Source organism: Herbaspirillum sp. Her3, assembly GCF_057961275.1.
On sequence record NZ_CM176328.1, the window covers coordinates 2,654,761 to 2,674,019 of the forward strand.

General features: G+C 64.7%; 21 protein-coding genes. 10 read left to right on the top strand and 11 right to left on the bottom strand.

Annotated elements, in window-relative coordinates; translation table 11 throughout:
- The first annotated feature begins 13 nt into the window (after positions 1-13).
- The 3 genes from ACVC5H_RS12165 to ACVC5H_RS12175 all read left to right on the top strand — a co-directional run bounded on the left by ACVC5H_RS12165 (position 14) and on the right by ACVC5H_RS12175 (position 1,965).
- Positions 14-796 carry an enoyl-CoA hydratase gene (locus tag ACVC5H_RS12165; RefSeq protein ID WP_489622533.1) on the top strand — a complete coding sequence of 261 codons (783 nt, stop codon included), beginning with the start codon at positions 14-16 and terminating at the stop codon, positions 794-796.
- A 244-nt stretch (positions 797-1,040) separates the two neighbouring features.
- On the top strand, positions 1,041-1,454 hold the full coding sequence (locus tag ACVC5H_RS12170; protein ID WP_489622534.1) for a GNAT family N-acetyltransferase: 414 nt from the start codon (positions 1,041-1,043) through the stop codon (positions 1,452-1,454).
- 28 nt (positions 1,455-1,482) lie between these two features.
- On the top strand, positions 1,483-1,965 hold the full coding sequence (locus ACVC5H_RS12175; RefSeq protein ID WP_489622535.1) for a GNAT family N-acetyltransferase: 483 nt from the start codon (positions 1,483-1,485) through the stop codon (positions 1,963-1,965).
- Between the two features lie 16 nt (positions 1,966-1,981).
- Here ACVC5H_RS12175 and ACVC5H_RS12180 read toward each other — a convergent pair whose 3' ends face one another.
- From ACVC5H_RS12180 to zigA, 3 genes are all read right to left on the bottom strand, one after another.
- Entirely contained in the window at positions 1,982-2,947 is a 966-nt protein-coding gene (locus ACVC5H_RS12180; RefSeq protein WP_489622536.1) for a M14 family metallopeptidase, read from the bottom strand.
- Between the two features lie 102 nt (positions 2,948-3,049).
- Positions 3,050-3,976, bottom strand: coding sequence for a GTP cyclohydrolase FolE2 (folE2, locus tag ACVC5H_RS12185; RefSeq protein WP_489622537.1), 927 nt, complete (start codon positions 3,974-3,976; stop codon positions 3,050-3,052).
- 5 nt (positions 3,977-3,981) lie between these two features.
- Positions 3,982-5,196, bottom strand: coding sequence for a zinc metallochaperone GTPase ZigA (zigA, locus tag ACVC5H_RS12190; RefSeq protein ID WP_489622538.1), 1,215 nt, complete (start codon positions 5,194-5,196; stop codon positions 3,982-3,984).
- 213 nt (positions 5,197-5,409) lie between these two features.
- Here zigA and ACVC5H_RS12195 point away from each other — a divergent pair, with 213 nt between their 5' ends.
- Positions 5,410-5,634 carry a hypothetical protein gene (locus ACVC5H_RS12195; protein ID WP_034331366.1) on the top strand — a complete coding sequence of 75 codons (225 nt, stop codon included), beginning with the start codon at positions 5,410-5,412 and terminating at the stop codon, positions 5,632-5,634.
- A 179-nt stretch (positions 5,635-5,813) separates the two neighbouring features.
- Complete coding sequence (locus tag ACVC5H_RS12200) at positions 5,814-7,226, top strand: PepSY-associated TM helix domain-containing protein (protein WP_489622539.1); 1,413 nt, start codon at positions 5,814-5,816, stop codon at positions 7,224-7,226.
- Here ACVC5H_RS12200 and ACVC5H_RS12205 read toward each other — a convergent pair whose 3' ends face one another.
- The 5 genes from ACVC5H_RS12205 to ACVC5H_RS12225 form a co-directional block, all read right to left on the bottom strand.
- Positions 7,227-8,060 (bottom strand): metallophosphoesterase family protein, encoded by an 834-nt coding sequence (locus tag ACVC5H_RS12205; protein ID WP_489622540.1) that lies wholly within the window; start codon positions 8,058-8,060, stop codon positions 7,227-7,229.
- Positions 8,060-9,031 (bottom strand): diacylglycerol/lipid kinase family protein, encoded by a 972-nt coding sequence (locus ACVC5H_RS12210; RefSeq protein ID WP_489622541.1) that lies wholly within the window; start codon positions 9,029-9,031, stop codon positions 8,060-8,062. The genes ACVC5H_RS12205 and ACVC5H_RS12210 overlap by 1 nt, the downstream gene beginning before the upstream one ends.
- A gap of 81 nt (positions 9,032-9,112) precedes the next feature.
- Entirely contained in the window at positions 9,113-9,883 is a 771-nt protein-coding gene (locus ACVC5H_RS12215) for a phosphatase PAP2 family protein (RefSeq protein WP_489622542.1), read from the bottom strand.
- Positions 9,884-9,938: 55 nt separating this feature from the next.
- Complete coding sequence (fnr, locus tag ACVC5H_RS12220) at positions 9,939-10,706, bottom strand: fumarate/nitrate reduction transcriptional regulator Fnr (RefSeq protein ID WP_489622543.1); 768 nt, start codon at positions 10,704-10,706, stop codon at positions 9,939-9,941.
- A 215-nt stretch (positions 10,707-10,921) separates the two neighbouring features.
- The gene (locus tag ACVC5H_RS12225; RefSeq protein ID WP_489622690.1) at positions 10,922-11,452 is read right to left on the bottom strand and encodes an isochorismatase family protein; all 531 of its coding nucleotides are present in this window, start codon (positions 11,450-11,452) and stop codon (positions 10,922-10,924) included.
- 110 nt (positions 11,453-11,562) lie between these two features.
- On the opposite strand from ACVC5H_RS12225, the gene ACVC5H_RS12230 reads away from it, so the two are divergent.
- Both ACVC5H_RS12230 and ACVC5H_RS12235 read left to right on the top strand, forming a co-directional pair.
- Positions 11,563-12,804 carry an MFS transporter gene (locus ACVC5H_RS12230; protein ID WP_489622544.1) on the top strand — a complete coding sequence of 414 codons (1,242 nt, stop codon included), beginning with the start codon at positions 11,563-11,565 and terminating at the stop codon, positions 12,802-12,804.
- Between the two features lie 21 nt (positions 12,805-12,825).
- A complete protein-coding gene (locus ACVC5H_RS12235; protein WP_489622545.1) occupies positions 12,826-13,839 on the top strand; it encodes a GlxA family transcriptional regulator in 1,014 nt (337 codons plus the stop codon).
- Here ACVC5H_RS12235 and ACVC5H_RS12240 read toward each other — a convergent pair.
- The 3 genes from ACVC5H_RS12240 to ACVC5H_RS12250 all read right to left on the bottom strand — a co-directional run bounded on the left by ACVC5H_RS12240 (position 13,834) and on the right by ACVC5H_RS12250 (position 16,571).
- Entirely contained in the window at positions 13,834-15,150 is a 1,317-nt protein-coding gene (locus ACVC5H_RS12240) for a HipA domain-containing protein (RefSeq protein WP_489622546.1), read from the bottom strand. The two genes, ACVC5H_RS12235 and ACVC5H_RS12240, sit on opposite strands and share 6 nt — an antisense overlap.
- Positions 15,150-15,449 carry a helix-turn-helix transcriptional regulator gene (locus ACVC5H_RS12245; protein ID WP_489622547.1) on the bottom strand — a complete coding sequence of 100 codons (300 nt, stop codon included), beginning with the start codon at positions 15,447-15,449 and terminating at the stop codon, positions 15,150-15,152. The genes ACVC5H_RS12240 and ACVC5H_RS12245 overlap by 1 nt, the downstream gene beginning before the upstream one ends.
- Before the next feature lie 162 nt (positions 15,450-15,611).
- Entirely contained in the window at positions 15,612-16,571 is a 960-nt protein-coding gene (locus ACVC5H_RS12250) for a LysR family transcriptional regulator (protein ID WP_489622548.1), read from the bottom strand.
- 244 nt (positions 16,572-16,815) lie between these two features.
- Between ACVC5H_RS12250 and ACVC5H_RS12255 the strand changes: the two genes are divergently transcribed.
- The 3 genes from ACVC5H_RS12255 (at position 16,816) to ACVC5H_RS12265 (ending at position 19,115) form a co-directional block, all read left to right on the top strand.
- On the top strand, positions 16,816-17,211 hold the full coding sequence (locus ACVC5H_RS12255) for a DoxX family protein (protein WP_489622549.1): 396 nt from the start codon (positions 16,816-16,818) through the stop codon (positions 17,209-17,211).
- A gap of 87 nt (positions 17,212-17,298) precedes the next feature.
- Positions 17,299-18,159: a pirin family protein gene (locus tag ACVC5H_RS12260; protein ID WP_489622550.1), complete on the top strand. Its 861-nt coding sequence runs from the start codon at positions 17,299-17,301 to the stop codon at positions 18,157-18,159.
- A gap of 77 nt (positions 18,160-18,236) precedes the next feature.
- Positions 18,237-19,115, top strand: coding sequence for a pirin family protein (locus tag ACVC5H_RS12265; RefSeq protein WP_489622551.1), 879 nt, complete (start codon positions 18,237-18,239; stop codon positions 19,113-19,115).
- Positions 19,116-19,259: the final 144 nt, after the last annotated feature.

Genomic DNA, 19,259 nt, shown 5'->3' on the forward strand with positions numbered 1-19,259 from the left:
TCCCGAGGAAAGCATGCCCGACTACACTAACCTGAAACTGGAAAAACGCGGCCACACCGCCGTGCTCACACTCTCCAATCCACCGGCCAACACCTGGACCCGCGAGGCTCTGGCGGACCTGACGCGCCTGGTCAAGGACCTCAATGCCGACCGTGACATTTACACCCTGGTGGTGACCGGCGAAGGCGAGAAATTCTTTTCCGCCGGCGCTGACCTCAAGCTCTTCGCCGATGGCGACAAGGCCATGGCGCGCGAGATGGCGCGCCGCTTCGGTGAAGCCTTCGAAACGCTGTCTGCCTTCCGTGGCGTTTCCATCGCCGCCATCAATGGCTATGCCATGGGCGGCGGCCTGGAGTGCGCCCTGGCCTGCGACATCCGCATCGCCGAAGAACAGGCCCAGATGGCCCTGCCCGAAGCCGCCGTGGGGCTGCTGCCTTGTGCCGGGGGGACGCAGAACCTGCCCTGGCTGGTCGGTGAGGGCTGGGCCAAGCGCATGATCCTGTGCGGCGAGCGGGTCAATGCCGAGACCGCCTTGCGCATCGGCCTGGTGGAAGAAGTGGTACCCAAGGGCCAGGCGCGCGAACGTGCGCTGGCGCTGGCGCTGCAGGCCGAGAAGCAGAGCCCGTCCTCGGTGGCGGCCAGCAAGCAGCTGATCCAGGGCGCGCGCCACAATCCGCTGGGGACCATCCTGCAGACCGAACGCGAACTGTTCGTCGATCTCTTCGATACCCAGGACCAGAAGGAAGGCGTCAATGCCTTCCTTGAAAAACGTGCACCGGGCTGGAAAAACGCCTGAACGAATCGGCACACCGGCTGACGTTTTCTGCACCATGACCTGCCTTTGACGCCGCAAATGCAGCGCCGGGGCAGCTTTGGTGTGTTGCCCTCGGGCCAAACGGCGGCTTTGATCATCCCCGGTCCCGCCGGGGCTCTCATGTCCGATTGAACGATCTTCTGCGTACCGGGCAGGTAAGGCCGCATGCCCTGCGGCGTTTTGTGTTAACGTGGTCGGCTTCGTCGCCACGACTGCCAGCGAGCCCATGCCCATCGTCTACCGTACCGATCTTCGCCTGAGCGCCGATCAATTCATCGACATCCTTTCCCGCACTTCGCTCGGCCCGCGCCGTCCTCTGGAGGACCGCGAATGCATGCAAGCCATGGTGACCCACGCCAGCCTGATGGCCACGGCCTGGGACGGTGAGTTGCTGGTGGGCGTGGCGCGCTGCGTGACCGATTTCGTCTATGCCTGCTACATGTCGGAGCTGGCCGTGGATGCGCAATATCAGCGCCAGGGGATCGGCAAGGAATTGATCCGCGCCGCCCGTAGCCGCCTCGGGCCGCGCTGTCGCTTGCGCCTGCTGGCGGCCCCCGATGCGACCGACTATTACAGCCATATCGGTTTCGCCCACAGCCCCCGCTGCTGGGAGCTGACGCCGGGAAATGAACTTAAATAATGTTATAAATCATTTATAAAGATTTTCCATGATCGAGATTCAAACTTATCGCCCGCAACACGCGCAGGGCGTGGTCGACGTGATCCTGCCCATCCAGCAGGAAGAGTTCGGGATTCCCATCACGCTGGAGGGACAGCCCGACCTGAAGGATATTGCCGGTTTCTACCAGAAGGGCCACGGCAATTTCTGGGTGGCGCTCGATGGCGGCAAGGTGGTGGGCACCGTCTCGCTGCTCGACATCGGCAACGCCCAAGTGGCGTTGCGCAAGATGTTCGTGGCGGCCAGCCATCGCGGCAAGGAGCATGGCACCGCCGCGCGCCTGCTGGAAGGGGCCATCGCCTGGGCGCGCGCGCAGGGCGTGCGCCAGATCTTCCTGGGGACCACGGCCAAGTTCCTGGCGGCGCATCGCTTCTATGAAAAGAATGGTTTCCGCCTGATCGACAAGAGCGAACTGCCCGCCAGCTTCCCGGTGATGGTGGTCGATACCCGCTTCTACGCGCTGGATTGCTGAAGCGGCATCGCAGGCATCAAAGGCGCCGCTGGCTGTCCACCCCGAAGTAGAACCACTCGTTGCCCGGCAGGGCGCGCGGGTTGGGAAAGACGATGTAACCGGCCTCCGGTGCCATCACCGCCTGGCCATCATGGCGATGGCCGATCACCTCGCCCTGCTGCACGCGATCGAAGCTGGACCATTCGCGGCTGAAGCGGTCCTCGGGATGATCCATGTCGATCACGTCCACCAGCCGGATCAGCTGGATGTCCGCCACCGGCGGCTGCAAGGGCGCGTCGATCATGCCGTGCAGTGCCAGCGTCTGCAGGATGGCGCGGTAGGCCACTTCCGGTGCTTGCGGGTCGTCGTGCTGGCCGCATTCCAGCGTCACGCCATACAGGCCCTTGCTGCGCGCATATTCGGTGGTGCCCACGCCGTATTGCCGGTCCAGCAGGTCGGGCGAGACCGCATGACCTTGCTGGCGGCGGCGTTCCACGCCGCTCACGTAGGCCCCCATCCAGCCTTCCACCACACGCTGGCAGCCCAGGTGCGCCACCATGCGCGCTTCGGCCGCCGCATGGGCGAAGGGCTCGACCTCGCCGCTGTTGTCTTCCGGACCCAGCATCGCAAAGGGCGTGCCACCGGTATGGAAGGAGTGCAGGTCGAGCAGGATCTCGTGCTCATCGATCCACCCACAGAGCACGTTGCAGAGCTGGTCTTCGAAGTTGGCCGGCGCCGCATGCGGGCGCAGGTTGCGGTTGAGATTGCGCTCTCCCTGGCGCTGGCGCTTGTGGTAGGCCAGCGGATTGGTCACCGGCACCAGTGTCAGCAGGCCGCGCTGCAGGCGCAAGCGGCCGCTGTCGAGTTCGCGTTGCAGACGGTGGATGGCCTGGGTGCCGCAGGTTTCGTTGCCGTGGACCGCGCCCAGGATCAGCAGGCGCGGGCCGGGCGCGAAGGCCGTGTATTGCAGCCTATGCAGGGAAGTCGGAAGTTGGTCGGACATCATGGACAAGTGGATCACGCAAGAAGACAGAAGGCGCAACGATACCCCGGTTCGGGCGGCGCTGCCAGCCGCCCTTGTGTCCGATGGACAGCGGCGTGCGCCCTAGCGCATAGGCTCCTGCCAGTCGGGACTGGCGGTGGTGGCCACGGCATCGTGTGCGTGCAGGCTCTCGAAGTGCGACACGCGTATCGCGCAGGTTCCGAAGCGCGCTTCCAGTGCCTGCCGCAGGCGGCGCGCAGCATCTTCCACGTACATCAGGTTGGCGCCGTTGGCCAGCGCGAAGGCTTGTTCATCGGCGCGCCGCACGGCGGTCTGCACGGCCGTGCCCAGTGCGGTTTCGGCGGTGTCGATCAGGTCTCGCAAGGGAAAATGCGCGGCATCACCGGCCACGGCAATGCCCAGTTCGGCTTCGCTGCGCTGGCTGTGCGGCGTGGCCAGGCTGCCGTGCCTTGCGAGCCAGGCCAGCACGGTATCGTGACGGATGGCATCCTGCTGCGCGAAGTCCGCCGCAAAGGCATCCTGTAGCGCCTGGCGCGAGAGGGCGGCCGAGCAGGGGCAGGTAGAGGAATAGGCGATGCGCACGCTCAGGCGCATGTCCAGCGCCGTATCCTGCAGTTGTGCCGAGAGCGTGACGGGATAACTCTTCCAGCCCGCCAGCTCAGGCGTGACCAGTGCCGTGCGCTGCTGTAGCAACGCGAAGTCCAGCCGCAGGGACGCTGCGCGCGACTGGCAGTCGGCATGGCTTTCGCGCATCTGCCGCAGCAGGCCATGCAGGGCGGCGGGTGTCAGGTGCGAACGGCTGGCAAAGGTATCGAGCAGCAGATAGAGCCGCGACATGTGGATGCCCTTGGCTTGCGGATCGGGCAGGTCCACCGCGACCTCGGCACTGGCCGGCAGCAGGGCGCCATCCTCCAGGCGCAGCGGCAGGGCGATGCCGCGCATGCCCACCCATTGCAGGGGCAGGGCGATGCTGGCCGCTTCGTCTCTGGCCACGTCGGGCAGGGTGCCCGGCTTGTTGATGTGGGACATCCAGATCACTCCCAGCCGGGGAAGGGATCGGCCATGCGCGCCCAGCCCATCGGACCTTGCGCCATCTCGGCATCGCTCAGCAGGCAGGCTTCCAGCCGGGCGGTCAGTACAGCCTGGTCCATGTCCATGCCGATGAGAACCAGCTCCTGGCGCGCGTCACCGACGTTATCGTCCCACTGCTCCAGGATGAAATCGATGGATTCCTGATCCTGCGGCCATTTTTCGCGCGGCACGGCGGCCCACCATTTTCCGGCCAGGCCGTGGCGGCAGACCGCGCCGGCTTGCGACCACGAACCGGCGTGTGCCGGCCGCGTGGCCAGCCAGAAGAAGCCCTTGGAGCGCACCACGCCAGGCCATTCGCTGTTGACCAGATCGTGGAAGCGCTGCGGATGCATGGGGCGGCGCGCGCGCCAGGCGAAGCTGGTGATGCCGTATTGCTCGGTCTCCGGTACATGCTCGCCGCGCAGTTCCTGCAGCCAGCCGGGCGCCTGGCTGGCCTGTTCAAAATCGAACAGGCCGGTGTTGAGCACCTGGTCCAGCGCGACCTTGCCGAATTGTGCGGTGACGATGCGTGCGCGCGGATTGAGCTTGTGCAGGATGGCGTGCAGGCGCTCCAGGTCGGCTGGCGACACCAGGTCCAGCTTGTTCAACACAATCACGTCGCAGAACTCGATCTGCTCGATCAGCAGGTCGACCACGGTGCGGCTGTCTTCCTCGCCCATCGATTCGCCGCGTTCCTGCAGGCTGTCCTGCGAGCTGTAATCCTTCAGGAAATTGAAGGCATCGACCACCGTGACCATGGTGTCCAGGCGCGCCACGTCGGAGAGGCTGGCGCCTTCGTCATCGGTGAACGTAAACGTTTCGGCCACCGGCAGCGGCTCCGAGATGCCGGTCGATTCGATCACCAGCTGGTCGAAACGGCGCTCGCGGGCCAGCTTGCGCACTTCCATGAGCAGGTCTTCGCGCAGGGTGCAGCAGATGCAGCCATTGCTCATCTCCACCAGCTTTTCTTCCGTGCGGGAAAGATCGGCACCGCCATCGCGCACCAGGGCGGCATCGATGTTGACCTCCGACATGTCATTGACGATCACCGCCACGCGGCGGCCTTCGCGGTTGTGCAGGATGTGGTTGAGCAGGGTTGTCTTGCCGGCACCGAGGAAGCCGGACAGCACCGTGACGGGGAGCCGGCGGTCGCCGGGCTGGCGTTGTGGGGTGGTCATGAGGAGCGTGAAATGACGGAAATGAGGAGCCGGTAAAAACGCAATCAGCAGTTTGGGTTAACTGCTTAAATGCAACTGAGTTGCGAATATCTCACAAATGCAACAATGTTGCAAATAGTGGTGGCACGGCGCAGGCCTTCGCGCCGGCCGGCCAGCGGTGGGAAAGGCTGGCTTGTGCTAGCATGTCGCCTCGTAACAAGGAGGTTTCATCACATGTCCCAGATCTTCCCGTACAAGGGAAACGCCGTCATCCCGGAGATCAAGAAGCTCGACAACGGCAAATTCATGGCTTGCTTCGTGATTCACGAAGGCAAGGATGGCAGCGGCAAGCTGCGCTACCAGCGCAAGGCGCCCACCAATGAATTCGATACCGAAGACGAGGCCATCGCCTACATCCTCGATTTTTCGGGCGACTGGATCGACGAAAACCCCATGTGATCCTGCGCGGGTGCCTTCACCAGGGCGCCGCAGGGCACAGGCAGGAAGAGCCGCACGGAGTCATCCGGCGGCTCTTCTTTTTTGGCTGCGACAAATTGCCACATTCGCAGCGCCGGCAGCACGCCCTACAATCGCGCACCTGATTCCGTTTTCCGCGCCCAGCGCGCCGGCCCGCCGACATGACCATCCAATCCTTCCCGCCCGCAGCCGATGGCGCTGCCACTGCTGCCAGCCTGCACTCCCGTCCGGCCGCCTCGGCCTTGCATGCCGTGTTGCTGCGCCTGCATTTCTATATCGGACTGTTCGTCGGGCCCTTCATCCTGGTGGCGGCATTGACTGGCACGCTCTACGTGCTCACGCCGCAGATCGAATCGCATCTCTATGCCGCGCAGCTCTACAACCACAGCCAGGGCGAGGCCCGGCCACTGGCCGACCAGGTGGCTGCCGCACAGGCCGTCATCGGAGCGCAGGCGCGGCTGTTCGCGGTGCGTCCGGCCAAGGCGCCGGGGTGGAATACGCGGGTCATGTTCAGCCAGCCCGGGCTGGGTGATTCGGAGAGCCGCGCCATCTTCGTCGATCCGGTGAGCCTGCACATCAAGGGTGACCTGATCGTCTACGGCACCAGCGGCGTGCTGCCCTTGCGCACCACGCTGGATTACCTGCATCGCAACCTCATGCTGGGCGAGCTGGGCCGCAACTACAGCGAGCTGGCCGCTTCCTGGCTGTGGCTGGGCGCGCTGGGCGGTGTGTGGCTGTGGTGGCGTGGCCGCCAGCGGCGCGCTGCCGGCAAGGCGCGCGCAGCGCGTGCGCTGACTACGCGCCGGCTGCACACGCTGGTGGGCCTGTGGATCGTGCTGGGGCTGGTGTTCTTCTCGGCGACTGGCCTCACCTGGTCACGCTGGGCCGGTGAGCGCGTGAGCCAGATGCGCACGCAACTGGGCTGGATCACGCCATCGGTATCGACCCAGCTGCAGCCCGGCGCACCGGCCATGTCCATGGGCGAACACGCCGATCACATGGGCGCGCATGGCATGTCCATGCCTGGTGCCAGCGATCCGGCCCGGTTCGACATGGTGCAGCAGATCGCCCGCGCTGGTGGCATCGATGCCGCCGAGATCGAGATCCGTCCGCCGCGCGCAGCCAATCAGGCCTGGGTGGTGCGCGAAGTGGACCGCTCCTGGCCGACCCAGGTGGATACGGTGGCCATCGATGCGGATCGCATGGCCATCACCAGCCGCGCCGATTTCGCCGGCTTTCCATTGATCGCCAAGCTGATCCGCTGGGGCGTGGATGCCCATATGGGCGTGCTGTTCGGCGTGGTCAACCAGATCCTGATGGCACTCTTCGGCGTGGCCCTGACGGGCTTGATCGTGTTGGGTTACGTAATGTGGTGGCGGCGCCGTCCCGCTGCGGGCGCCAGCCTGGCACCGCTGGTCCAGGCGGTGATGCGGCTGGCGCCCGTGCAGCGCGTCACGCTCGCGGTGCTGGCGCTGTTGCTGGGCTGGAGCCTGCCTTTGATGGGCGTGAGCCTGTTGCTCTTCTTGCTGGTGGATGTGATCCGCTACGCACGGCATCAGCGCGCTGCGGCTTGATCATTCACTGAGCTGGCCGTCGGCGGTCTGCTCGAACCATTCACTGCCGCGTTGCACGAAGGTCTGCGACGCGGCCAGCGCAAAACTGTTCAGTTCGGGCTGCCAGCCCAGCCGATGCACCACGATCTGGTGCGCCTCCACCTGCAGCACGTTGAAGGAATTGCTCTCGCCGCGGCCTCGGGTGGAGGTGGCCGTACCTGCCTGCACCACCAGCGCCGAATAACCGGGAATGTGATAGCGCCCGGCGCTGCTGACGGCCGAACTGGTATGCACGTGACCGGCCAGCAACACGTCGGCCCCGCATAGCGCGAAGGCCCGCATGGCCGGCACCGCCTGGCCGACCAGGCCATGGTGATGCGGCCCCGGCGGCAGGTCGAAGGGATGATGGGTGACGATGATCTTGACCAGGTGATCGCCCGCGCCGTGCAGCTCGCGCCGGGCCAGTTCGATCTGGCGGTCGTTGACGCGGCCATCCTTGATGGTCAGCGAACGCGCAGTATTGATGCCCACTACCGCGATTTCCTCGTCCACATACAGCGGCTGCAGATCGGCAGTGATGTGGCGCTTGTACTTGCGCAGCGGCTGCAGCAGGCGCGCGGCGACGTTCAAGAGCGGCACGTCGTGGTTGCCCGGCACCACCAGTTGCGGCTGTGGCAGGGCATCGAGGAATTGTCTGGCCTCCTTGAACTGGCTGCTGCGTGCGCGCTGGGTCAGGTCGCCGGAGACCACGACCAGATCGGGCCGCAGTTCATGTACCTGCGCAATCAACGGTTCGATGATGGCAGGGTCGATACGGCCGAAGTGCAGGTCGGAGAGGTGGATGAGGGTACGCATCACTTCTCTCCTGGCAGTTTGCCGGACAGGCCGGATTCGTTATCGTCGCCGCCTTCGCCGCTGGCCCGCTGTGGCACGATCACCGTCAGCGAGGCCGGACGGATGCGGTACAGCAGGGGCGTGTGCATCAGGTTGACTTCGCCATCGGTGGCCACGCGCATGCGCTTCTTGCGGGTTTCGATGTGGATCTCGGTGGCGGTGAGCACATCGAAGTCGTGCGCTTCGTGCAGGCGTCCGAACAGCGCGTGCAGGGCCAGCCGCAGCAAGCCCCAGCGTCCGGTGCGATGGCAGACGTAGAGACTGAGCTGGCCTGCGGTGAGGGTGGTGCGCTTGCCGATGTCCAGGCCGCTCATCAGGTATTCGTTGTTGCCGATGAAGACGAAGGGCGTACGCCGCCAATGTTCCCGGCCATCAATGGACAGACGCACGTGCAGGAAGGGATAGCGCCGCAGCGCGCCCATCGCTGCCCAGGTGAAGGCCAGCCATTTGCCACGGCCCAGGCGGGCCTGCTGCTTCTCGCGTTCGCGCACGATGTCGGGATAGAGGCCGAGGCTGGAATTGTTGATGAAGGGCGTGCCATTGACTTCGCCGCTGTCGACCTTGAGCCGCCGTCCGGTGGCAATGTTGGCGATGGCGTCGTCGAGCGCCAGCGGGATGTTGAGATCCTTGGCGAAGTGATTCAGCGTGCCCAGCGGCAACACGCCCAATGCGCTCTGGCAATGCGGATCGGCCAGCAGGGTCGAGGCCACCGCATTGACGCTGCCGTCACCGCCGCCCACGGCCACCACCGGCACCTTGTCGCGCACGGCCGCGCGGGCCGTCTGCAGCATGTCTTCGCCGCTGCGGGCCAGATGCACAGTGGCATGCAGGCCGTGGCGGGCGAATTGCGCGGTGACGTGCGCTGCCAGTTTCTCGGCGTGTCCGGCACCGGCTCGGGCGTTGATGACCGCCACCACATCGGGGCGTGGCATAGGTGATTTGCCATGGCTGGCGGGCGATTCCTGGGTCTTGTCGGCTTGTTCGGTCATCCGCAGGCGAGTGAGAAGGTGGTTTCAGAGCCCGTTGGAGCGCGGCCGCGCGTAATAGTGCCGCTGCCACGTAAACACTACCGTCGTCCATAGCGCGAACCAGGCCGTCCCGAGCAGCATGGCGCCCAGTACATCGCTGAGAAAATGCGCGCCCAGGTAGACCCGGCTGAAGGCGGTGAGCGCCACCAGCAGCAGCGCGGCACCGATCACCGCCACCCGCACGCCGTGCGCGCCGGTGTGCAGCCGCGCCCCGATGGCTGCGATCACACCTGGCTGGTTGAGCAGATAGGCAGCCAGCATGGCGTAGAGCAGCGTGGCGCCGATGGTATGGCCGCTGGGAAAGCTGTAGCTGTGCAGGACCAGGATGGGATCGTCAAAGCTCGGGCGCAGGCGCGCGAAGACATGCTTGAGGCTGAAGTTGCACAGCATGCCGCCGGGCAACACCAGCATCAGGTCGGTCACCCAGACCCAGCGCGCCTTGCGCACCATGTGCCAGAGCAGTGCCGCCCCCATCAGCAGTACGCCGATGGTGCCGTGCAGATGCGTATAGCCCAGTACCAGTTCGGTCAATGGCGAAAAGGCATGCTGGTTGAACCAGTCCGCCAGCTGCTGGTCCAGGCGGGTCAGGTCGCCCTTGGTGTGGACTTCGTAGGCGATCAGGGCAAACAGCAGGGCTGTCGAGAGCACGGCCATGAGGCCGGTCGTGAGCGGCAATCCGAGGGGATGGTTGCGCGCCAGTCTGGCGCGCAGGAAGCCTTGCAAACAAGACGAGGGAGTGCGGGGGCTATCAGTCATCCAGACATTCTAACCTCCGCCACCTGCCTGCCGGCAAGTGGCGCCGGTGCGCGACTCAGGCGCAGGGATCGTTGCCCAGTGCGATGGCGCGCAGGGCCGGCAGGTCGCACAGCTCGACGTCGCGGTGGTTGACTTCGATCACGCCGGTCTTTTTGAAGTTGGTCAGCAGGCGGCTCACGCTTTCCACGGCCAGGCCGAGGTAGTTGCCGATTTCCTCGCGTGTCATGCGCAGCTGGAAACGGGTCGAGGAGTACCCGCGGCTGGCGTAGCGGGAGGACAGGTTGAGCATGAAAGCGGCCATCTTCTGCTGGGCGGTCATGCTGCCCAGGGTCAGCATGACGCGCTGCTCGCGTGAAATTTCCAGGCTCATCATGCGGTGGAACTGGCGCAGCAGCGTGGGCATGTCGCGGAACAGGTCTTCCAGGCGCGCGAAGGGAATTTCGCAGACTTCGCTGTCTTCCAGTGCCACCGCCTCGCACAGGTGGTGGCCGGCGCCGATGGCATCCATGCCCAGCAGTTCGCCGGCCATCTGGAAACCGGTGATCTGCTGGCCTCCACTGGTATTGCCCTGGAAGGTCTTGAAATGGCCCAGGCGAATGGCGTAGAGCATGTCGAATTTGTCGTTGAAGCGGTAGAGGCTTTCATCCCGCTTGACCTTGCGGCGGCGGTTGATGACCTGCTCCAGTCGCTGCATGTCGCCCTGGTCCAGCCCCATCGGCAAGCATAGCTGGTGCATGCTGCAGGCCGAGCAACTGGCGCGCAGCGCATTCAGGGTGAGCGGAGGTGGAGAATGTACGGACGTGTGGGCAGGTAGGCTGGACATAAGCGTTGGGTTTCCTCTGTGTTGTGGCGGCGTCGGCTGGCCAGGGCTTGGCGTGATGATATGTGATGCGCCACATTGTCATGCGGCCACGCTGCGATTTTTTTCGTTACTTTTACCACAGTTTTTAGCTGCGAAACGCATCGGCAGGGTGACGAATCAAAACTTTCATCAGAGCAAGTTGCAGTTTGCTTTTTGGTTACGCTTGCGCTGCCGGGCTATTTCACCAGCTTCAGCACCGCCCGGAACTGCGGATGTTCGCTCTGCTGCAGCCACTCATAGGCCACCATTTCCAGCGTAACCGGGGTGGCGCCTGCCGCGCGCAAGCGGTCCAAAGCAGCGTCCCGGTCCAGCGGGCGGCGCGCGCCGCAGGCTTCCAGCAGGGGCAGTACGCGATAACCCCGTTGCAGCAGGGAAAGCGCCGTCTGCAGTACGCAGATGTGGGCCTCGCAGCCAGCAATGACGATCTGCCGCACGGTCGGCGGAATCATCGCCAGCAATCCATCTGCACAGGCATCGAAATGCTGTTTGGACAAGGGTGCATCGCACAGGCGCCCGATATCGGGATGATTGTGGCCCAGCTTGTCGGGCATCTGCTCGGTGGCGATGACCGGCACCTCCAGCAGGCGGGCGATGGTCGCCATGCGCACCATCTGCGCCAGTACTGCCTGCCCGTCATGGATGGCGGGCAAGAGTTTTTCCTGCGGATCGATCACCAGCAGGGCGGATTGATGGGCCTGTATCAGCATGAGGGTCCTGTTCATGAAGGGCTTGGCAGAAATTGAAGCTTTTGTGTCATTGACGCCAAGCGGGTGGGAATTCGACAATTTTTCCATCATTGACCCTCCGGAGCAAATCCATGCGCCCCTCCTTGTCCGCCCACGTCGGTGGCGGTAGCCGCAATGCCGCCATTCTGGCCCTGTGCCAGGGCCTGTTCACCTGCGCCATCTCGATCGACCTGACCCTGACCGCGCTGACCGGCTGGCAACTGGCCCCGGACAAGGCGCTGGCGACCTTGCCGTTTGCCCTGATTACGGTGGCCGGTGCAGTGGTGACCTGGTTTGCCGCCTTCCTGATCCAGCGCCTGGGCCGGCGCTGGTCCTTCGTTCTGGGGGCGGCCAGTTGCTGTGTGGGCGGGCTGATCTCGGTGTGGTCGGTCTGGCATGCCCATTTCTGGACCTTTTGTGTGGGCACCGCGCTGGTGGGGGTGTTCCAGGCCTTTGCCCAGTATTACCGGCTGGCTGCCGCTGACGCGGTGGACGAGTCGGCCAAGAGCCGCGCCATTTCCACCGTCCTCGCCGGGGGTGTCATTGCGGCCCTGGTCGGGCCGGCGCTGGCGGCCTGGAGCAAGGACTGGTTTCCCACGGCGCTGTTTGCCGGAGCCTATCTGGTGGTGGCGGGCATGGGGTTGCTGTCGGTGCTGGTACTGGTCTTGTTCTATCGGGATCAGCACGAGCCTGCGGCAGCGGCACAGTCCCAGGCCGAGCCCGCGCCGGCCCGGCCCTTGTCGGTCATCGCGCGTACGCCGGTGTTCATGGCCTCGGTAGCCAACAACGTCGCCGGCTCCATGGTGATGATGTTCATCATGACGGCCGCACCCCTGGCTGCCGTGGCCTGCCATCACGGGATCGACGATGGCGCGGCCATCATCCAGTGGCATCTGGTGGGCATGTATGCGCCTTCCTTCTTTGCCGGCCGCCTGATCCAGCGCATCGGCCTGGGCTCGGTCCTGCTGGCCGGGCTGGGGATGAATCTCGGCTGTGCGCTCATCGCCATGGTCTCGACCATGCTGCCAGCCTTCTACGTGGCCTTGCTGTTGCTGGGGGTGGGCTGGAATTTCATGTTCGTCGGCGGGACTACGCTGCTGGCGCAGTCCTATACGCCCGCCGAGCGCGCCAAGACCCAGGGCCTGGCCGAACTGATGCGCTACGCCGCGACCGCCCTGGCCACGCTGGGCGCCGGACCCTTGCTGGCGCGCTTTGGCTGGGCCACGCTCAATGCCGCCATCCTGCCGGTACTGTTGCTGTCGGCCCTGGTGACGCTGCGCTGGATGTGGGCCCGGCGTGCCGGGCGCACGGCGCTGGCAGCCGGGCTGCGCTAAGATCGGGCGATGATTCCCTTGATGCCCGACATGACTCCCTCGCCATCCTCCCAAGCCACCCAGGCGCCGCGCAATGTGGTCCTGCTCGCCTATGCCGGCATGAACCTGCTGGATCTGTCCGGTCCGCTGCAGGCGCTGGCCACGACCAACCGCCTGCAGGGGCGCGAGGTTTATCGCCTGCACGTGGCTTCCGCGCAGGGCGGGGCGGTGCTTACCAGTGCGGGCTTGCCGGTGTTTACGCAAGCCTTGTGCGAGCTGGACGCGTTGCTGGCCGGCGATGGGCTGCATACGCTGATTTCGCCCGGTGGCAGCCTCGGCGACACCTTCAGCGTCGATACCGCCCTGGTAGCGTGGATACGCCGGGCCGCGCCCCTGGCCCAGCGCGTCTGCTCGGTCTGTACCGGTGCCTTCCACCTGGCCGAGGCCGGGGTACTGGACGGTTTGCGGGTGACCACGCACTGGGGTTCGGCCGAGCAGTTGCAGCGCCGCTATCCGGCGCTGGAAGTGGATGGCGAGCCGATCTATATCCGCCAGGGCAGGATCTGGACCTCGGCCGGTGTCACTGCCGGCATCGATCTGATCCTGGCCCTGGTGGAGCAGGATCTGGGACACGCCGCTGCGATTGCGACGGCCCGCCAGCTGGTCATGTTCATCAAGCGACCGGGCGGGCAATCCCAGTTCAGCCACCCGCTGGCCTCGCAGGCGGCCGGTGCCGGGCGCTTCGCCGAACTGCACGCGTGGATCGCCGCCAATCTGGATGCAGATCTGCGGGTGGAGAACCTGGCCCGCCAGGCCAACATGAGTCCGCGCACCTTCGCGCGGCTGTACGTGGCCGAGACCGGCCGCACCCCGGCACGCACGGTCGAGCTGATGCGCCTGGAGGCAGCGCGGCGCGCGCTGGAAGAGACCCGGCTGCCCTTGAAGCGTATCGCCAGCCAGTCCGGCTATGGAGAGGAACAGAACCTGCGCAGGGTCTTCCTGCGCCAGTTGGGGGTGAGTCCGGGGCAGTACCGCGAGCGTTTCGCGGCCTCATGATACCGACTGTCTGGCACCCCGCAGGAAGCGCTCCTGGTGGCTGCGCACGCCCTGGCTGATGCGCTCCCAGGTGCGCTCGGGGAAGTCCGCTGGCAACTCGGCTTCGGCCGCCTCCAGGGCATCGCCTGCACCGTGCACCAGCGCGAGCATGGCCTGCCACACCGGTTCGCCCCCATGCTGCAGCGCCAGTTGCCGCCAGTGACGCGCTTCGATGGTATGGAAATGCCGATGCGGATTGCGCCCGCGCAGCATCATGGCCGGCCCGGCCTGGCGCGCGCGGAACTGATTGGGGCCTTTGCCGAAGTAGGGCCACATCGACAGCACGTCATAGAGCGGGGTCATTTCATAGCGGCCACCCGCATGCAGGTGCAGCGAGAAGTTCTTGGCGTGGCCATCGGTGGCGGCCAGCAGGAAGAAGGCCAGTTGTGCCAGCAGGAAGTAGGTCTTGTCGCCCACCTGGCTGCTGGCATTGAGCAGTCCCAGGCATTGGACCAGGCCTGGACCGCCCTGGCTTTCATATTTCAGGGTCGGCGGCAGGCCAAAGGCCTGGCAGAAATCTTCCTGGGGCAGGCGGGCGATCCAGCCGTCTTTCATCCTGATGCGGTCGAAGCGCTCCACCGCCAGCACCGTATGACGCCCGAAATGTTCTACCCGCGCCGGCGCCACCGGCAATCCCATGGCAGCGAGGATGCGCGAGCACAGCCATTCGTTGTAGACCGAATCCCCCGCATCGACCCGCTGCATGACGCCACCGATCAAGCCCAGTGGCAGCTTGATGATATGGGTGGTCGGGGTGGCACCCAGCGGACGGCACCATTTGCCGCGATACCAGGTGAGTGCGGTCTTTTCCTGCGCACCGGCAATGGAAATGCGTAACGCATCTTCCTGGACACTGGCCGGGGGCGAGGACAAGGGCAGGGCATACAGCAACTGCTCGATGGCGGCCTCATCCAGGCGCTCGCAGTCAATGCTGCGCCAGCCTTGCGGCTCCTGATCGGGCCGCAGCAGTTGCAGCGCGCCCACGCAGTCGCGGCCGAGCGCCTGCAGCAGGTCGAACACCCCGGTGGAGGGCAGCCGATAGCGCTGGCGCAGCCGTTCGCGGATGTCGGCATTGTCGGGCAGCAGGTTGTCGAAGTAATGGCGTACCGTGTCGCCACGCAGTTCGCCCGAAGCCGTCAGCGGCAAGGACAGCGAAAGCGGCCGGAAGTGCGCCGAACGCGCCCACTGTGGCGCATAGCGGAAGCGGTGCATCTGGCGGTCCACGCTCCAGGTGCCGACCAGTTCGCCATTCATCCAGGCATTGAGCTGCATTACCAGGAGCCCTGTTTTCTGGCCGGGATATATACGGGCGCACCAGGTTCCGCGGCTGCGTGGGCGGGTTGATCGCTGGCATGGACGTGCAGTTTCAGGCTGGCCCCCAGGGTGGAGAGCAGCAACATCATCTGCTCCACGCTGACGGCGCCCGGATTGGCCTCGATCTCGGCAATGCGGGCCTGGCTCACGCCCACGCGTTCGCCCAGCTGGGCCTGGGTCATGCGCTGTTGCTTGCGCAAGGCGCGCAGATGCTCACGCAACTGGGTGGAGAGACTGATGGGAAAGTCGTTGGCCATGAAGGCTCCATCAAGACAAGCAGACAAGGATGCGGCAGAGGCTGGCCGTGATCTCCGTTCGGGGTGCTCGCAGGCGTCACGCCGCTCAATGAGAAATATAGGATAAGAACGATAAAATCACAATATAAGAAAAATCTTATTTTTGTATTTATCGTTTAGAACTTATAAATTGTCATTATCGGCTTGCGCTTGTTTTGTGTCCGGGGCCCTGTTTCCGGGCACCAGTGCCGTCAGCGCCGAGAGCGAGTCCAGCCACCACGACAGTGCCGGGCCGGCTGGATGGTCGGGCTTGTAGACGCATTGGATCGGCAGTTCGGCGCCCTGCGGTGGATGATGGATGGTACTGATGCTCACCAGACGTCCGGCCGCGAGGTCATCCCTGACCACGTGCAAGGGCATGTTGCCCCAGCCCATGCCGGCCCGCAGCAGGGCGTGCTTGGTGCCCAGGTCGCTCATGCGCCACGTCAGGCGCGAGTGTACCGAGAAGTCCTGGCGCGCCGTCAATTCACTGCGGTCAGAAAGCACCAGCTGGGTTTGCTGCTGCAAGAGCTTTTCGGAAATGCGTCCCTTGATCCTGGCCAGGGGATGATCCGGCGCGACCACGGCCACCAGTTGCACGCTGGGTAGCGTAATGCGCAGCAGATTGGGCGGCGTGGTGGGCAAGGTGCCCAGGATGCCCAGCATGGAGCGCCCGTCGATGACGCGCTCGGCCACCGCGCCCAGGGCTTCCACCTCCAGCCTGACGGTCACCGCCGGGAAAGCCTGGCGAAAGCGCTGCAACAGATCCACCAGGCAATCGGTGGGGAAGAACACGTCCACGGCCAGCGACACCTCCAGTTCCTGGCCCCGCGCATAGGAACTGGCGCGGACCTGCAGCGAATCGACATGATCCAGCACCTGCCGCGCATCGGCCAGCAGCGCCACCCCCGGGCCGGTGAGCTGGGGCCGGTAGCCGCTGCGGTCGAACAGCAGCACGTCGAGCTGGTCTTCCAGCGTGGCGATGGCATAGCTGACGGCCGACTGGGCCCGCGCCAGCTTGCGGGCGGCGGCCAGGAAACTGCCGCTGTCGGCGACCTGCACGAAAACCCGCAACTGATCCAGCGACAGACGTTCAATGTTCATGCGGCCCTCAATATCCGATGGAATGACAACTATATCTAAAATTTAGATCATGATTATAAAAAGATAATCAGTTTTTATACGGGCTGATCTTGCCTATTCTGTCGTCACTGGCTGCAGCGAATGCATCACCGGGCAGAGCAAGGCAAGGAAATGCTTCGGATTGGCGCCAGGCAAGAACAAGATTGAAGGCAACACGGCATCACAATCCAAACAACGTCGTTCACCCCACATAGAGAGGCTTATCATGATTACCAACTTCACCACTTTCCGTATCGGCCGCATTCTGCTGGCTTCCCTGTTCGTCATTTCGGGCATCTTCAAGATCGTCGGCTTTGCCGGTACGGTCGGCTACTTCACCAGTCTGGGCCTGCCAGTCTCGACGCTGGCGGTGCTGGTCACCATCCTGGTCGAAGTCGGCGGCGGCTTGCTGCTGATGAGCGGACGCGGTCTGCGGCCGGTGTCGCTGGTGATCGCGCTCTTTACCGTCGGCGCCACCCTGTCGGCACACCAGTTCTGGACCCTGGAAGGCGCTGCCGCCCAAGGCCAGCTGATCCACTTCCTCAAGAACGTGGCCCTGATCGGCGCACTGCTGCTGGTGTCCTCCATCGACCCGCAAGCCCAGCCGGAAGAAAGCCGCTGATCCTGGCGCGACCTCGCGCCACCGTCCGTCCGCATTGAATGACCGGCCCGCACCTGCGAAGTGCGGGCCTTTCCAAGGAGAAAGAACATGAGCACCCCCTATACCCGTCAGATCGAACGCCTGGTTAACGGCATCCCTACCCAGGATGGTGCCGGCGTGAGCCTCACCCGCGTGCTGACCCACGACCTGCAACGCCGCCTGGACCCGTTCCTGATGCTGGACGCCTTCCACTCCGACGAACCCAGCGATTACCTGGCCGGCTTCCCTGACCATCCGCACCGCGGTTTTGAAACCGTGACCTACATGCTGGCCGGCCGCATGCGCCACCGCGACAACGCCGGTAACGAAGGCCTGCTGGAACCGGGCGGCATGCAGTGGATGACGGCCGGCCGTGGCCTGGTGCATTCGGAATTGCCGGAACAGGAAAATGGCCTCATGAGCGGTTTCCAGCTGTGGGTGAACCTGGCGGGCAAGGACAAGATGATCGATCCCGGCTACCAGGACATCCCCTCGGCCGGCATTCCCGAAACCGAACCGCAGCCGGGTGTGAGGGTACGCGTGCTGGCTGGCAGCGCCTTTGGCGTGGACGGAGCGATCCGCCGTGAAACCACCGAGCCGCTTTATCTGGACCTGAAGCTGGAAGCAGGCGTCACGCTGGAGCTGCCGATTCCGGCCACGCACAATGCCTTCCTCTACGTCTATGAAGGCAAGCTGGCCGTGGGTGCCGAAGGCAGCGAGACGCGCGCCGCCGACGCCGGACGCATGGCCGTGCTGTCCAACGTGCCCGGTGCTGCTGGTGTGACGGTGCGGGCCGAGCAGGCCAGCCGTTTCCTGCTGATTGCCGGCAAGCCCTTGAATGAGCCGATTGCCCAGTGGGGCCCGTTCGTGATGAATACCCGCGAACAGGTGGAAGCTGCCATCGACGATTTCCGCGCTGGCCGCTTCTGAAGCATCCCTGAGCCATCCTTCCATCCGAACCCAGGCAGGTGGGCGCAGTAAAGTGCCTGCCGCCACAGGAGAGCAACATGAGCAATATTCTTCACCAGATCCATGGCCTCACGCGCGACATCGGTTTCCCGGTCCGGCGCCTGCTGCCAGCGGCGGCTGCACGCACGGTCGGTCCCTTCGTCTTTTTCGATCATATGGGACCGGTGGAATTCGATGCCGGCACCACTGAAGGCGACGTGCGCCCGCACCCGCACATCGGCCTGGCCACGGTCACTTACCTGTTTTCCGGTGCGATGATGCACCGTGACAGCCTTGGCGTTGTCCAGCGCATCACGCCGGGGGCGGTCAACTGGATGGCGGCCGGACGCGGCATCGTCCACTCCGAGCGCATTCCCGACGATATCCGCGAGCAGAAGGTGCCGGTGCACGGCCTGCAGATGTGGGTGGCGCTGCCGGCTGACCAGGAGGATGGCGACCCGCTGTTCCGCCACTACGCCTCGGACGACATGCCCGAGGCCCAGGTGGGCGGCGCCAGACTGCACGTGCTGGCCGGCTCTGCCTTCGGCGTGACTTCGCCCGTCGTTACTGCCAGCCCGACGCTGTATGTGGCCGGCAGTACGACTGAGGGTGCTGAACTGGAGATTGCCGCCGAGGTGCAGGAACGGGCGGTCTACGTGGTGCGCGGCGAGGTGACGCTGGACGGCGAGCGCATGGAGCCGGGCACGCTGGCCATTCTGGCGCCGGGTGCCGCAGTGGCCCTGAAGGCGCTGGGGGAGTCGGTCTTCATGATCCTGGGCGGGGCGCCGCTGGATGGTCCGCGTTTCGTCTGGTGGAATTTCGTCTCGACCTCGCGCGACAAGATTGAAGCCGCCAAGCAAGCCTGGAATGGGCGGGACAAGCAAGTCTTTCCCGATATCCCGGGTGAGACCGAGTGGATTCCGTTGCCGGCGCATTGAGCTGTGCCGTTCCGGATTTCAAGGGAAATTCTGCCAAAGCAGAATATTTCGGTCGTAAAGGATGGTCCGGTTGATCTGAACCGGACAAACGAAACCGCCTGCCGCATTTGCGCGGCAGGCGGTTTTTATTGGGCGTGAGGTCCG